The 15,545-nt window shown below is 43.5% G+C and carries 14 protein-coding genes; 8 read left to right on the top strand and 6 right to left on the bottom strand.

Going from position 1 to position 15,545, the window contains the following annotated elements; genetic code table 11:
* Positions 1 to 29 precede the first annotated feature (29 nt).
* The 3 genes from V7K21_RS19800 to V7K21_RS19790 all read right to left on the bottom strand — a co-directional run bounded on the left by V7K21_RS19800 (position 30) and on the right by V7K21_RS19790 (position 2,096).
* Entirely contained in the window at positions 30 to 1,037 is a 1,008-nt protein-coding gene (locus tag V7K21_RS19800) for a WD40 repeat domain-containing protein (RefSeq protein ID WP_335176975.1), read from the bottom strand.
* A gap of 134 nt (positions 1,038 to 1,171) precedes the next feature.
* Positions 1,172 to 1,465, bottom strand: coding sequence for a hypothetical protein (locus V7K21_RS19795; RefSeq protein WP_335026814.1), 294 nt, complete (start codon positions 1,463 to 1,465; stop codon positions 1,172 to 1,174).
* A gap of 460 nt (positions 1,466 to 1,925) precedes the next feature.
* Positions 1,926 to 2,096 (bottom strand): chlorophyll a/b-binding protein, encoded by a 171-nt coding sequence (locus V7K21_RS19790; RefSeq protein WP_273762065.1) that lies wholly within the window; start codon positions 2,094 to 2,096, stop codon positions 1,926 to 1,928.
* A gap of 414 nt (positions 2,097 to 2,510) precedes the next feature.
* On the opposite strand from V7K21_RS19790, the gene ald reads away from it, so the two are divergent.
* Positions 2,511 to 3,602 (top strand): alanine dehydrogenase, encoded by a 1,092-nt coding sequence (gene ald, locus V7K21_RS19785; RefSeq protein ID WP_335176958.1) that lies wholly within the window; start codon positions 2,511 to 2,513, stop codon positions 3,600 to 3,602.
* A gap of 130 nt (positions 3,603 to 3,732) precedes the next feature.
* Here the strand turns inward: ald and dusB are convergent, their stop codons facing one another.
* Entirely contained in the window at positions 3,733 to 4,788 is a 1,056-nt protein-coding gene (gene dusB / locus V7K21_RS19780; RefSeq protein ID WP_335176957.1) for a tRNA dihydrouridine synthase DusB, read from the bottom strand.
* Between the two features lie 186 nt (positions 4,789 to 4,974).
* On the opposite strand from dusB, the gene V7K21_RS19775 reads away from it, so the two are divergent.
* Positions 4,975 to 5,124, top strand: a complete 150-nt coding sequence (locus V7K21_RS19775) for a hypothetical protein (protein ID WP_335176956.1) — start codon at positions 4,975 to 4,977, stop codon at positions 5,122 to 5,124.
* Between the two features lie 233 nt (positions 5,125 to 5,357).
* A complete protein-coding gene (locus V7K21_RS19770; RefSeq protein WP_335176955.1) occupies positions 5,358 to 5,504 on the top strand; it encodes a hypothetical protein in 147 nt (48 codons plus the stop codon).
* Here V7K21_RS19770 and V7K21_RS19765 read toward each other — a convergent pair.
* Positions 5,493 to 6,449: a heme o synthase gene (locus V7K21_RS19765; RefSeq protein WP_335176954.1), complete on the bottom strand. Its 957-nt coding sequence runs from the start codon at positions 6,447 to 6,449 to the stop codon at positions 5,493 to 5,495. The two genes, V7K21_RS19770 and V7K21_RS19765, sit on opposite strands and share 12 nt — an antisense overlap.
* Before the next feature lie 287 nt (positions 6,450 to 6,736).
* On the bottom strand, positions 6,737 to 7,657 hold the full coding sequence (locus tag V7K21_RS19760; protein ID WP_335176953.1) for a COX15/CtaA family protein: 921 nt from the start codon (positions 7,655 to 7,657) through the stop codon (positions 6,737 to 6,739).
* A 393-nt stretch (positions 7,658 to 8,050) separates the two neighbouring features.
* Here V7K21_RS19760 and V7K21_RS19755 point away from each other — a divergent pair, with 393 nt between their 5' ends.
* The 5 genes from V7K21_RS19755 (at position 8,051) to V7K21_RS19735 (ending at position 15,275) form a co-directional block, all read left to right on the top strand.
* On the top strand, positions 8,051 to 9,139 hold the full coding sequence (locus V7K21_RS19755; RefSeq protein ID WP_335176952.1) for a cytochrome c oxidase subunit II: 1,089 nt from the start codon (positions 8,051 to 8,053) through the stop codon (positions 9,137 to 9,139).
* An 83-nt stretch (positions 9,140 to 9,222) separates the two neighbouring features.
* Complete coding sequence (ctaD, locus tag V7K21_RS19750; protein WP_335176951.1) at positions 9,223 to 10,959, top strand: cytochrome c oxidase subunit I; 1,737 nt, start codon at positions 9,223 to 9,225, stop codon at positions 10,957 to 10,959.
* Positions 10,960 to 11,042: 83 nt separating this feature from the next.
* On the top strand, positions 11,043 to 11,669 hold the full coding sequence (locus V7K21_RS19745; protein ID WP_229485455.1) for a cytochrome c oxidase subunit 3: 627 nt from the start codon (positions 11,043 to 11,045) through the stop codon (positions 11,667 to 11,669).
* A 1,147-nt stretch (positions 11,670 to 12,816) separates the two neighbouring features.
* Positions 12,817 to 14,070 carry a serine/threonine-protein kinase gene (locus V7K21_RS19740; protein ID WP_335176950.1) on the top strand — a complete coding sequence of 418 codons (1,254 nt, stop codon included), beginning with the start codon at positions 12,817 to 12,819 and terminating at the stop codon, positions 14,068 to 14,070.
* Positions 14,071 to 14,201: 131 nt separating this feature from the next.
* The gene (locus tag V7K21_RS19735) at positions 14,202 to 15,275 is read left to right on the top strand and encodes a PstS family phosphate ABC transporter substrate-binding protein (RefSeq protein ID WP_335176949.1); all 1,074 of its coding nucleotides are present in this window, start codon (positions 14,202 to 14,204) and stop codon (positions 15,273 to 15,275) included.
* The last annotated feature ends 270 nt before the right edge of the window (positions 15,276 to 15,545 follow it).

The raw sequence follows: 15,545 nt of genomic DNA, 5'->3' as shown, positions 1-15,545 counted from the left end.
TTAATAAGTCGGGGTTCTGGTGTTCGCTGTTAATTACGTTTTTGTGGAGTTCCCCAAATCTTGATTTGTTGATCAAATCCACCACTGGCAAGAATCTTACCATTTGGACTAAAAGCGAGCGCACTCACCCAGTCTGTATGTCCACTTAGTGTATTTAATAACTCACCTGTAGTTAAATTCCATAATTTAATCCCATCTTTGCCGGCACTAGCAAGGGTTTGTCCATCGGGGTTAATGGCGATCGCATTCACCCAGTTATTATGTCCTGTAAGGGTGCGGACTAATTCTCCAGTATTAATATTCCACAGTTTGACTGTGCGATCGCGGCTTGCACTAACTAATGTTTCTCCATCTGGTGTAAAGATAACAGCGCTAACAGCATTAGAATGAGCTACAAATTCACTGATTAATTTACCAGTACTTAAATTCCACAGCTTGATTACACCCTTATTGTCACCACTAGCCAAAGTCTGCCCATCAGGACTAATAGCTAGGGTATAAATCAAATTATCAAAGCCTACTAGAGTCCCTAGAGGGCGCTGCTGTAGCAAATCCCATAGACGAATCCCATCTAAAGCTCCACTAATTAGAACTTTACTATCAGGAGACACCGCTAAAGATAATACGTTACTGGTATGTCCAACAAAAGAACGACTAAATTTTAAATTTCTTAGGTTCCAGAGGTTAATCGTATTGTCATCACTACAGCTAGCGAGGGTTTGCCCATCTGGCGAAATCACTAAAGATTCTACGGCTGTTTGGTGTGCTTTGTTAATATCCGCCAATTTTTTGCCGTTTACTGGATTCCACAGGCGAATTACACCCTCATTTTCTGCACCTCCACTCACAAGAATTCTGCTATCTGGGCTGAAAGCCAGGGATTTAACAGTTCCTCTATGTCCTCTGAGTGTGTAAAGTAGTTGTGCATTAGCAAAGCTGCTGGTAGTTTGGGAATTTGGTGTTACTTCAATAGCAGCATGAGCTTGATGAATGTAAAACCCTTCCCAGGTAATCACTGGAAGGGCAACAGCTGCCATAAATGCCAGGATCATATATGGCCGCAGAAAATTACCCCCACCTCTTCCCTCACTACTCACTCTTTTTCCTCACTTTTATATATACGGTTAGCCAATCAATTTTGCAGAGTTATTAAGTAATAACTCTGCACTTCCTAAAGAGGTGGTTTTTTCTTAGAAACGCTTAACATTGGTAAAGGCGGACTAGAAGAACGAGAGGGCAAATAATGTTGCACTACAGGCTCCTCTGGTAGAGGATGGCGCTGCTGGAAACGCCACAACTTAAAGGCTAGCGCTATGCCTGTTGTTCCTAAACCAAAAGCAAACAACGACCAGCTATCATTCAATCCGCCAATCAGGGCATCCATAACGCCCATCGTCATCAATACACTGATTAGTGGCTCTTTTCGGTAGGTTAACTTTAAAAAACGAGGTAATACAGCATTCATCACAGCTTGATTGGTTCCAGTTCACCTTTGGTGTATATTTACCAAGAATACCTCACCCGTAATTTGCCTTTCTCATCCAAGGCAAACACTATTATGATTTTCTTTAGTAGGGGAGGAAGTGTACTCATTAATCGCCTTGCATATAATAGTAGACAGTGGCAGAAATTTGCCTACCTTTAACAAGGGGATTTTGCCCCAAGTCTTGTTAATTAAGATGGTGGCTGGATTTATGCCGTGCTGTACTAATTGCAAATCTATTGATATTTCAATCACTAATAAATATTTCGATTCCTCTCTTGCTTACATTCTAGGGCAATAATTTAGGAATAAATCTAATTAAACTATCTAGGGCGAAGTACTTCGCTTTTAATTGTTAAAGTCAAAACCAACTGGTTGTTCCAGCTGGTGAAACTCTTTTAACTACAAGCTTACAACTTCCATCTTGGGCTTGTTGGTGGCACTACTTCAGACCCAGCCATGATAGCACCCCTTGATTGGTGACATATTCAATCACCAGCATCAAAGCGAAGCCAATCATTGCAGCTCGACCATTCAAGCGTTCAGCATATTCGTTAAAGCCAAACTTCGGCTCTACTAGTTTAGGTGTAATCGTTGGTTGTGTTTGTGTCATTTTTTAGAAACCTTTTTTCGCCAAACGGGACTTGATATTAGACTTTGCAGCAGTTGTCGGGGATAAGCGGTAAAGGTTAAAGAAATTGACTTATTTTTTCCCTTTAACCTTTACCCTACTTCGGCAACTTATGATCTGATTGCAGTGCTTGAATGCCTTGATGACTTGAGAAATTCAGCAAAAGCCTCCTAGTAGGGAGCTATACAATCACTTTTTTAATAAATTGTTACTATTCTTTATATATTGTATAAATACTGGAGCAATAGTCAAGGGTAAGAGTTTAGGGCTACTCAGATGAAATTGAGAAACTGGGGCCAGAGATTAGCTATCTCTAATACAGCTACTCCAACAGATCAGTAGCAAGCTTGAGATTAGCAAGCTAGAGTTAAACAAAAAAATTATCAGAGGCGGTATATGGAAATCGGCGTTCCCAAGGAAAATAAGGATCAAGAGTTTCGGGTAGGGTTAAGTCCTTCTAGTGTGCGGGTGCTGCGAGAAAATGGTCATAGCATCTTCGTCGAGACGCAAGCAGGTAATGGTGCTGGATTCTCAGATAACGACTATAGAAGTGCTGGAGCCGAGATTGTCCCCACATCAGAAACGGCTTGGAATCGGGAATTAGTTGTTAAAGTCAAAGAACCGCTGACATCTGAGTATAAATTTTTGCAGAAAGGGCAGATATTATTTACTTATTTACATTTAGCAGCCGATCGCAAATTGACAGAGCATTTAATTGATTGTGGCACTTGTGCGATCGCTTACGAAACTGTAGAACAACCTGGTGCTAATAGACTTCCTTTGCTCACCCCCATGAGCGTTATTGCCGGTCGGCTAGCAGTACAATTTGGGGCCAGATTCCTAGAACGTCAGCAAGGTGGTAGAGGAGTGCTTTTGGGCGGTGTACCTGGAGTCAAACCAGGTAAAGTAGTAATTCTCGGTGGCGGCGTTGTCGGCACAGAAGCAGCTAAAATTGCTGTAGGCGTGGGTGCTAGCGTCCAGATTTTAGATGTAAGTGTCGAGCGCTTATCTTACCTAGAAACCCTCTTTGGCTCTAGAGTCCAATTGCTTTACAGCAACTCTGCTCATATTGAAGCCGCCGTCATTGAAGCCGACTTGCTCATTGGTGCAGTTTTAGTACTAGGACGTAGAGCACCAATATTAGTATCCCGTAAATTGGTCAAACAAATGCGTCCTGGTTCTGTAATAGTTGATGTAGCCGTTGACCAAGGCGGTTGCATAGAAACTTTACACCCCACATCCCACACAAATCCGGTATACATTGAAGAAGGTGTGGTGCATTATGGCGTTCCCAATATGCCAGGAGCAGTACCTTGGACAGCAACTCAAGCACTCAATAATAGTACATTACCTTATGTCGTCCAGTTGGCGAATTTGGGAATTTTGGCACTGGAAGTTAACCCAGCATTGGCTAAGGGTGTGAATGTGCAGGATCATCGCTTAGTGCATCCTGCTGTGCAAGAGGTATTCCCTGATTTAGTAAGTTAGATTTTAGTAAATTAAGATTACCAATAGTTCTTGCAAACCCCTCATTGTAAGTGATGAGGGGAAATTTTGTGCTAAATTTTTCCAACTTTATGAATAACTACAAAAAGGAAATTTTTGTAATATTCATTTTTTAAAGCATTACTAAACTACCTTGTACTTCTTCCTCTAATTCATAACCGTTAGCCAGTTTTTCTATTGCTTGGTCAATCATTGCCAAACCTTGATCTACCCTTTCAACTACACTTAACTGTCCTCGGAGTTCAGCAGCACCAATGAAACCTTTAGCATACCAAGTCATGTGCTTACGGGCTTGACGTACACCGCGATCGCCTTTATATTCCCATAAGGCTTGTAAATGATCTCTTGCACATTCCAAACGCCCAATTGGGGTTGGTGGCGGTAATATCTCCCCAGTTTTCAGGAAGTGATCAATTTCTCCCACTAAAAACGGATAACCCAAAGTTCCACGGGAACACATCACACCATCAGCGCCAGTTTGCTCTAAACATTTCACTGCTGCTTCAACAGAGAAAATATCTCCATTCCCAATCACTGGGATAGAAAGCACTTCTTTTACACGGGTAATCCATTCCCAACGGGCATTGCCATTGTATCCTTGGGCGCGGGTGCGTCCATGTACTGTGATCATTTTTGCCCCTGCATCTTCCATCCGCTTGGCAAAGTCGAGAATAGTAATTTCGTTGTCATTCCAGCCAATACGGGTTTTTACTGTCACAGGGACATCAACAGCTTTTACCACTTCCCGCACAATTGCCTCTGCTACTTCTGGTTGCCGCAACAACGAAGAACCACCACCATTTTTAGTGATTTTATTTACCGGACAACCCATATTAATATCAACAGTATCAGCACCTTCTGCAACTGCCTTGATTGCTGCTTCTGCCAGAAAATCTGGACGGCAATCAAATAGTTGAACGCTAATCGGGCGTTCATTTGGATCTACCTCCATGATTTTGGGTAACTGCTTGACATAATGCAACCCTGTAGCGTTCACCATTTCGGTATACATCATCGAATCTGGGGCATAGCGACGCACGAGACGGCGAAACACCAGATCCGTCACCCCAGATAGAGGCGACTGGAGAACCCGGCTTTTTACCTCAAATGAGCCAATTTTCAAGGGTTGGGAGAGCCTAGCTTGAAGAGTGGGAGACAGAGAAATCATAGAAAAAATTAAAAATTGTGGGAACCTAAGATAGCTAGGATATTTAAAGATACTGATTGTTTTCGTTAATATATCTTGACTTAGAGGCTATTTTTGCAGCTTACCGAGCCTGTTCTACTTCCAAATCCAACGCCTGCAAGATTTGTTTGGCTGTCAAACCCAATACCAATAATTAAGATAAAGTTGTTGTCTTCCACAACGACAACTCAAAAGGTACAAGCAGCCCATGTTCTAGATCCTAGCACTATTACAATGCCTGCTACTGCAAATAAACGCTACGACGATGCGTCATTTGAACCATATCATCACGGCAATGCTAGCAATGAACTTTTGTAAACTAATGGTCGTTTTTATGTAAACTTGCACCCAAAAGTTGAAATTTAAATGTAGGGCGCGTTATCTATGAGAGTACGGCACCGTCAACGATTCAAGGTGCGTTAGCCTACGGCATAACACACCCTACAATAGAATGGCACTTACTTAAGGTTTTTATGCAGCCATCTGGAATTTGATCGCGCGTCGTGGTTTGGTCATGCTCAGTAAAGATTCCAGGACTTCTTCGATGGTGCATGGTGGTAACATTTCTTGCCAGGGCAGTCCCCTTAACGGCTAAATTTTCCTCCGGCAGGTTACGCCTACGCGCCTTGGAGAAACCGGGTTTTTCTCAAACCCGATTTCTGGAGGCTGAAATCCTCAGCAAAGAATTAGCCGATTAATAGATGCAGCTGATTGATCCCTGCACTAATTAGATGATGGGTAACGGGAAGACTATCCACTACCATACCCAGACACAACAGCATCATGTAGGAGATGGAATAGAGAAACAACTCTCTAGCTACAGTGCGATCCTCTGGATTTTGCAACAACCGCCAAGATTTGTGGATAAATAATCCTCCCAGAATTAAGGCGATCGCAGCATAAACAATTCCACTTGCTCCCAAAGGATAAATCAATAACACGGTTGCAATTACGGTAAGCAGAGTATAGTACCAAATCTGCCTCACGGTTGCCGTAGTACCTTCAATCACAGGTAACATTGGTATCCCAACTTTTGCGTAGTCATCTTTAATCATCAGAGCTAAAGCCCAAAAATGGGGCGGTGTCCATAAAAAGACGATCGCAAAAATCAGCCATGCTGACCAGCTTAAAGTGCCTGTGACAGCAGCCCAACCCACTAACGCCGGAATTGCCCCAGCGGCCCCACCAATGACGATATTCTGGGTGCTGTGGCGTTTCAGCCAGTGGGTATAGACCAAAATATAAAAGACGATTCCAGAGAAGGCTAGCAGGGCGGCTAACAGGTTGGCAAATACTGCCAGGAGTGTAAAGGAAATCGTCGCCAGTGCGATCGCAAAAATTAGAGCATCGCGCGGCTGCACCTTACCCGAAGGCATGGGACGATGGCGCGTCCGCTCCATGTCATAATCAATATCCCGGTCATAGACACAGTTAATCGTCTGGGCGCTTGCAGCAGCCATTGTGCCACCAGTCAGAGTTACTAGCAACAGCAATGGATCTACTTCTCCCTTAGCAGCAATCCACATACTCCCAGCCGTGGTGATCAAGAGCAACGGAATAATCCGAGGCTTCGTTAGCTGGTAGTAACTTTGAATTACCTGTAAAAATGTTTCGTGGTGGCGAGAGACATTAGTCTCAATCATTTTGGCTCTGGTTCCTTATTTTTTAACAACTTATATGCAGCCCCCGCTCAAGCTGGCTCTTTCAGGTAAATGAAAACACAGATTTTCTGCACCTGCGTGGGTCGCAATACTCGCCGTTGCGCCTTCCATCAGTGCTGAGTTATGAGTTAGGAGTAGAGACGCGATTAATCGCGTCTGTTAGGAGTTAAAAGTTAGGAATTCTTCCCCAGCCTCCCCTGCTTTCCCTGCTCCCTCATCTCCCTCATTCCTTACCCGTGACTCAGCACGGGCTAAACCATAGCTATCCGCTAACGTGACTCAGCACTCACTGAGTCACGCAGTGCGAGAACTGTGAAAGCCACTAAAGTAGCCAGCAAAGCAGCTCCTATAGCTTGGTGAGAGACGGTCAGAGGCTCGACTTGGAGATGTAATTTGAAAGTAGCGAATCCCAACAAGATTTGTAAGCTCAACAACACACCAGCCATATTTGCCAGTCGCCGCAAGGCTGGATGTAGTGCTGGTGTACGCCAACAGATAAATACCATTGCCAAGGTTGTCACCGTTGGCGGCACTAAACCAGCAATATGACTGTACATCACAGTACAAAGTTGAGAACCGCCGAGGCATTGGTGTAGCGCCCAGCGAGAGCCTACCAAAGCACCTAGCAGACTTTGCAGGTAAACCAGAACAGCGGCAGTTAAACCTACCCAAGGTAAATTACCAACGGTTCCATTCCCCTGATAGGGTGTGAGTGCTGTGCCGATAACCAGGAGGGTGGTAAAAAACAACAGCGCCGTTCCTAAATGAGCGGTAACGATATCAAACCGCAACAGTTCGGTAACGGTGAGTCCCCCCAAGATACCTTGGAAGACGATTAAAAATAGGGCGAATGTGGATGCCCAAGGTAGCCAAGAGGGTAAGAAACGACGATGCCACCAGGACAAACCGAAGAGTGCGATCGCGCTTACACCAATTAAAGCTGCATCCAATCTGTGAAACCACTCCAGGAACACCTGGAGATTCATTTGCTTGGCTGGCACGAGTTCGCCATAGCATAAGGGCCAGTCTGGGCAAGCAAGTCCAGCATTCATCACGCGGGTGGCACTGCCTATTGCCATCAAAATTAAGGTGGCTATGCACATTTTCCACACCAAGCGCCGAATCATTTCCTTGGGCTTTTGCTGCTGAAGTGCCGCTTCATTTTGTTGTTGTAGGACAAATTCGCTCATTAACGATACCTTCTGCCCGCTCTTGGTGGATCTCTTAAAATTTTCAATTTTCTATTTAGCGTCCCATCTTCACCCTAGCGTATAGGCTAAAGGTTTATAGATCAGCACTCACTTATACTTTGAATCACTTTAGCGACGTTTTGCCTGAAGCTTTAGGTATTTTTCAAGATGTGAAAAATTGATTAATCACAATTAATTTAAGCATCCTAAATTTTTCCACTGATTTACATCTACTTTTGGCAGTATTTGATAGTCACCTTCTACCCAAAATTAGTAAAATAGTCAAAAAAATTAATAAAAATTTCAGACCTTTGGACTCCATGCCTTCTGGCCTAGACTACCTTAGTAAGTGAGCAGCTTTGAGATAACGTAGTAAATTAAATTAAGTAAGCCGTGAAGATTCCAAGTTCAATATGGACATTACTCATTGGCATCGTGCTAACGCTAGCCAGCCTTTGGTACGGTCAAAATCACGGTCTGTTGCCAGCAGCAGCCACAGATGAAGCCGTCTTGGTGGATGGTCTGTTCAATGCGATGATGATCATTTCTACAGGTATATTCCTGCTCGTAGAAGGTATTTTAATTTACTCTGCATTCAAGTACCGTCGGCGTGCAGGTGATAATGAAGACGGCCCACCAGTTGAGGGCAATGTACCTCTAGAAATTCTCTGGACGGCGATCCCAGCAATTATCGTTATCGGTATTTCTGTTTACAGTTTTGATGTATACAACGAAATCGGGGGCTTCGATCCCCATGCTATCCATGAAGCACCGATGAATCAGGAGTCGATGAAAATGCCAGGGCATGGAACCGCACTCGCGGCAACTTTAACCGATACTCCTCCCAGCACCGAACCCAACCTCAATCAAGAAAAATCTGATGAGGCGATGCAAGATCCAGCTACCGCAGAAGTCCGCAATGCTGACCAAATTCCCCAACTGCGGAATGCCCCAGGTGTAGGTATTGTTGCTCCGACAATTGGGGGCAGTCCTGATAAAGCAGGCAAACCAGCAGAATTACAGGTCAACGTCACAGGTCTACAATATGCCTGGATTTTCACTTATCCTGAAACTGGTATAACTACAAGTGAAATGCACGTCCCCATCGGGCGAGAAGTGCAAATCAATATGACAGCCAACGATGTTATTCACGCCTTCTGGGTGCCAGAGTTCCGCCTAAAACAAGATGCGATCCCTGGTAGACAAAGCGAGATTCGCTTCACGCCCAAAAAAGCAGGCGATTATGCCCTGATCTGTGCTGAACTTTGTGGCCCATATCACGGAGCTATGAGAGCATCAGTAGTCGTTGAGACTGAAGAAGCCTTTGATAAATGGCAGCAAGAGCAGCTAGTTGCCAGCAAGGAAACGCTAAATCAAGCCGTTGCTGTTAACCCGGCGAATCTATCCCCAAATGAATTTCTCGCCCCTTACACCAAGGACATGGGAATTCAGCCAGAAATGTTACATCAAATTCACAAATAGTCAACAGTCCACGTCAAAAAGTAATAACTCACAATGGGCTAAAGCCCCGCTATCGCTAATAGGACTCAAGACTCAGAACTCTTATGACACAAGCTCGGTTGCAAGAAACTGCCAATATCCCCGCCCTTCTTGAGGAACCAGGGGTTAGAAAATGGCAAGACTACTTTGGCTTCAACACCGACCATAAGGTGATTGGGATTCAATACCTAGTCACTACGTTCATTTTCTACTGCATTGGTGGCGTGATGGCTGACTTGGTTCGTACAGAGCTGCGAACCCCAGAAGTCGATTTTGTCACCCCTGAAGTCTACAACAGCTTATTTACGCTGCACGCCACGATCATGATTTTCTTGTGGATCGTGCCAGCTGGTGCGGGTTTTGCTAACTTCCTGATCCCCTTGATGATTGGGGCCAAGGATATGGCATTTCCGCGCTTGAATGCTGTTGCCTTTTGGATGATTCCCCCTGCTGGTTTATTGTTGATCACCAGTTTAGTGGTAGGCGATGCACCGGATGCAGGTTGGACTTCCTACCCTCCCCTAAGCTTGGTAACAGGTCAAGTAGGTGAGGGAATTTGGATTATGAGCGTCCTACTACTAGGTACGTCATCGATTCTAGGGGCAATCAATTTCCTCGTCACATTGCTGAAGATGCGTATCCCCGGTATGGGGGTTCACCAAATGCCCTTGTTTTGCTGGGCGATGTTTGCTACCTCAGCACTGACTTTGGTATCTACGCCAGTGTTAGCAGCTGGTCTAATTCTGCTTTCCTTTGACTTAATTGCTGGGACAACATTTTTTAACCCGACTGGCGGCGGCGACCCAGTAGTGTACCAGCATATGTTCTGGTTTTACTCTCACCCAGCAGTTTACATCATGATTTTGCCCTTTTTTGGGGCAATTTCGGAAATTATCCCTGTGCATTCCCGCAAGCCGATTTTTGGCTATAAAGCGATCGCTTATTCCTCTCTTGCCATCAGCTTTTTGGGGCTAATTGTTTGGGCGCACCACATGTTTACCAGCGGTATCCCCGGTTGGTTGCGAATGTTCTTTATGATCACCACCATGATCATTGCCGTACCCACGGGAATTAAAATTTTCAGCTGGTTAGCAACAATGTGGGGTGGGAAAATTCAACTTAATAGTGCCATGCTATTCGCAATGGGCTTTGTTGGCACCTTTGTGATTGGTGGGATTAGTGGCGTGATGTTGGCAGCAGTGCCCTTTGACATTCACGTTCACGACACCTATTTTGTAGTTGCACACTTGCACTATGTCTTATTTGGTGGTAGCGTTCTCGGCATTTATGCGGCGATTTACCACTGGTTCCCGAAAATGACGGGACGGATGCTGAACGAATTTTGGGGTAAGGTTCATTTTGCCTTGACAATAGTTGGTCTAAACATGACCTTCTTACCCATGCACAAGCTGGGATTAATGGGTATGAACCGCCGTATCGCCCAGTATGACCCCAAATTTACCTTTCTCAACGAAATCTGCACTTATGGCGCTTACATACTAGCGGTTTCGACATTCCCCTTTATCTTCAATGCAATTTGGAGTTGGTTGTACGGAGAGAAAGCTAGTAATAATCCCTGGAGGGCACTTACCTTAGAGTGGATGACAACCTCACCGCCAGCGATCGAGAATTTTGATCAAACCCCAGTACTGGCTACCGGCCCCTACGACTATGGTTTGGAAAGGGCTAACGAAGGTGTACCTTTGTCTGATCCCAATCCAGTCTTATCCGCTGGGCCAAACTCAGTGTTAAGAGCAGAACCCGACCCAGCGGTTGCTGCCAATCCCGAAGACCGCAAATAAACAGGGCATTGGGCATTGGTCAATAATCAATAGTTCTTCTCCCCCTGCCCCCTCCCCCCTTCTCCTCTAGGCATTAAAAATTCATGCAAAGTCAAACTATTGACCCAGCTAAAACCGAATTAAATCATCACCACGCGGCGGAAGCGTCCGTCGCTCATCACGAAGAACATCCAGACCATCGCCTGTTTGGGCTAATTGTCTTCTTGATTGCTGAAGGGATGATTTTTATGGGGTTGTTCGGAGCCTACTTGGCTTTCCGTGCTACCTTACCTGCATGGCCCCCAGCAGGTACCCCAGAGTTAGAGCTATTGTTACCTGGAGTCAACACCATCAATCTGATTTCTAGTAGTTTTGTCATGCACAATGCTGACACTGCAATCAAAAAGAACGATGCGCGGGGTGCGCGAATCTGGTTAGCAATTACTGCTGCAATGGGTGCTATTTTCTTGGTGGGTCAAGTATATGAATATACCCATTTAGAATTTGGTTTAACTACCAATTTATTTGCCAGTGCATTTTACGTTTTGACTGGTTTCCACGGATTGCACGTTACCATCGGCGTTTTGGCAATTGTTGCTGTGTTATGGCGATCGCGCGTTCCGGGTCACTACAGTAACGAAAAGCACTTTGGCATTGAAGCAGCCGAAATCTACTGGCACTTCGTTGATGTGATTTGGATTATTTTGTTCGGATTACTGTATCTACTGTGAGTATTAATTATTAGTTGTTCACTCCACGCTAACAAGTTAATAGGCCCCCATTCGGGGGCTTTTTTTATTAACATAATGCTACCGTTGCCGCTAGCTGCCCTGATGCCACATTATTTGATCTATCGGCTGGCAGCAAAACCTAAATTAGGACAGTTTCTAAAAGATTAAATATCTGGGAAGTTATCTAAACTGTTATTTATTCACGAAAATATATTAAAACCAGCGTAGACTTTTCCCACTAGAAGTTTTGCTAAATGCAACTGAGTTATTGCAAGTGATACAGACGCGAGTAAAAAGTGGGATAAGTGGGAAAAGTGGGATATTTTAGATAAATTATTAAAGAACTAGTTAATATGCTGTAAATTGATATCTCAGTGATTGACAACTAATACTTATTTGCCTTAAAAACCATCACTCGATATTTACCTCAAGAACTTACCTGCTCTTTTTTAGTTTTGTCGAAATCACGTTGCTCTGATAACGTGATCGCAGTTAGTAATGACTAAAATCTGGTAACAAAATTGTGGTGGACACCGAAGGGGATATTTGTAGCTTTAAATTTTGCTGTTCAAGGTTTTGTCAGTAATCAGACCCAACAGTTAAAATAAATCCTGGAGTTTAGACTAAATTGGAATTTTAAGGCTACAACCCTTATGTGACAATGGTTATAAACTTCTGATTTAAATCAATAATAAAAATAATTAAAGCCTTTCTGGATAAGGGTTTAGCGGTTTAATGGATAGAATTAATACCGCAAGGCGGAAGTCAAAAGTCAAAAGTATTACGGAATGGGCTTTTTAGGGTTTTTAAATGGTTGCTCTATTTACGCCGTGTTGTACTAGTCTCAACTCCAATAAATCTCCTGACTCCTGAATGTTGTCTTCGTCCCGCAGTTATAAATACTGTGGACTAGTGTTAGACTTACTTAAGTGATAAAATTATTGAACTATTTCAGAAATAAATTTTATATGTAAGATACCTATAAAGGTATTAGATGAGCTAATCAAGCGGCTAACCATAAAACTGCTCCAAAGCATAGGTTGTATGAAAAGCTGACTGCCTCAAACATCAACCAATCTAGCAGCAGGTATTCATAACCTCACCCAAGCTCTGAATGGTCAGCAAATTAACAAGTAGTAGACACCATATGAGCCAGAACCCTCTAGTTAGAAAAACACTCCGGAGTCGCTTTGAGACTGTCAAACTGCACAAAAGCGGAGGATATGGTAATACTTACTTGTTGGCAAGTGCTAGGCGTAACAGACATCAATACTATCTTGCAGGAAAAACACTTCGGAATCGCTTTGAAATTGTCAAACACTTAGGAAGCGGAGGATCTGGTGATACCTACTTAGCCATAGACCTGGATTTACCAGGAAAACCTTATTGTGTCGTCAAATATTTCCACCCAAAAGATCCCAATCCTAGTGTTCTACCCATCGCTAAAAGCCTATTTGATCGGGAAGCGGAAGTTTTATATCAGCTAGGCAACGCTCATGATCAAATTCCTAGATTGTTTGCCCATTTTAATGAAGATGGAGATTTTTATTTAGTCCAGGAATTTATTGACGGTCATGCCTTGACTCAAGAAATTGTATCAGGTCAGTGTCTTAGTGAGAATGTAGTCTTAAATTTATTAAAAGACATCCTGGAAGTGCTAGCTTTTGTCCACCAACACAATATTATTCACCGAGATATTAAGCCCCAAAATTTAATGCGGCGGCACTCAGATCAAAAGATTGTGCTAATTGACTTTGGGAGTATTAAGAAAATTGGTGCTTTGGGAGCAGGCTTAACAATTGCTGTTGGGACTCCTGGCTATATGCCAAGCGAACAGGCTAAGGGAAAGCCAAAACTTTGCAGCGATATCTATGCAGTAGGGATGATTGGCATTCAAGCTTTGACAGGCTTAATACCTGAGCAACTCCAAGATGATCCTAATACTGGAGAAGTTCTCTGGCGCGATAAAGCACAAGTAAGTGACGGTCTTGCAAATATTTTAGATACAATGGTTCGCGATCGCTATCACCAGCGTTACCAGACTGCCGCAGAAGCTTTGCAAGCGCTTAATTCTGATGTGATGTTGTCACAGTCTTCACAATCTGATGGCATAAACCAAAATACTGATGATAGTTATTCGCTAACTTATAGAAATTTTATTTTGCTGCTGGGAATAGGGCTTGGTACTATCACTAGTTTGATAGTAATAGTTTTAATCTATACATTCATTAATACAGGGGCGTCGCCTTCAAAGCAACCTACTCAATTAAATAATTTTATAGAAAAATTTATTGAGCGACGGTTCACTAATGTTAATCTGAATAGCATCACAGCCAAATTAGCAGTTAACAGAGGAGTCTATAAAAGTAATTCCACCATAGCAAAAACTACCAAAGAATAAATTGAATATCACTACATTAAAAAGAGTTAATTATCTACCAGCACTCATCAAACTGGCTTATTCCAGATTTGCTTTTAACCTAAATATCTATAGATTCCTGTAGGATAAGTAATAAAGAATATTTGACAATAATGGACAATACAAACCAAAAAAAAGCTTTAATTAACAGTGAAATAGCCCTCTTTCTTAGAGGTTTAATTATTGGTAAAGTGTTGACAGTTATAGTTATTGGGGGACTGCTTTGGTGGTTCCTAAAGCCGAACTTATTGTCCCGCAGCAACGTTGATTCCTCTAATCAAAGTTCCAACACCCTCTCTAGTACTGAATCAACTTTTCAAACAGTTGCTGATGTCCCCAATGCCTCATTTAACTACGGAGGCAGTACAGCTTGGGCATCTATCCGGCAATTGGTAGATTCTCAGATCCAGAGCGATCGCCCTGAACTACAATTACGCTACGTAGACCCTGTTAATGGTAGCCCTGGTTCTAGCTCAGGCATTCGGATGTTGCTTGATGGGAAACTAGACTTTGCTCAGTCTTCCCGTCCTCTTACAGATGAAGAACAAGCTATGGCAAAAGAGCGAGGCTTCACCCTTAAGGAACATCCGGTGGGTAAGGATGGCATAGCAGTGGTAGTCAACCCATCACTCAAAGTGTCAGGTTTAACTGTTGACCAATTGCAGCAGATTTATTTAGGGCGAATTACTAATTGGAATCAAGTTGGTGGGCCAAACCTATCCATCACACCTTTGTCTCAACGACCAGAGGACGCAGACACAGTAATATTCTCTAATAACAGCGACTTGAAGGGGCAAGCACTTGGCTCTAATGTGCAATATGTCTACTCTACTACAGAGGCGGTGCGCCAACTCAGTAAAACCCCTGGTGGTGTATATTATGCTTCTGCCCGTTCAGTAGTATTTCAATGCAGTGTGAAGGCTTTGCTATTGGGTCGCACTTCTGGTCAGCTAATTCCCCCCTATCGCGAACCGATGGTGTCGCCTGAGCAGTGTCCACGTCGGCGCAACCAGCTAAATACTCAGGCTATCAAAAATGGTAGCTATCCCATTATCGCTAACTTGTCTGTGATTATTAAGCAGAATAAAGGTCGGGAACAGCAGATTGGAGATGCCTATGCCAATCTTTTATCAACTGACCAGGGGCAAAAGGCAATTCAGCAAGCTGGTTTCGTCGCAGTTCGCTAGTACAGCACAATCTAATTGATAATGCTAGGTAGCATTAAACTTGAAATTTACAAAACCCAATTCTGATGGTAAACCTCAGCATACAGCCAACAAGTTGATAGAACTTAGTTAGCGATGCCCGTGGCGGACTACGCCTACGCACTTTCCATTACATGATTATTTGGTGCGATCGCACTTTCTGACTTTTCCCGTTAAGTCTCTTTTGCAAGCTGCCAACCCTCACAGAGATCGTGTAATTTTAACCAACCTCGCCACAGTACCTGGATACCA

Origin of the sequence: Nostoc sp., assembly GCF_036919595.1 — a bacterium.
Lineage (GTDB): Bacteria > Cyanobacteriota > Cyanobacteriia > Cyanobacteriales > Nostocaceae > Nostoc.
This window is presented reverse-complemented; position numbering and strand designations above follow the sequence as displayed.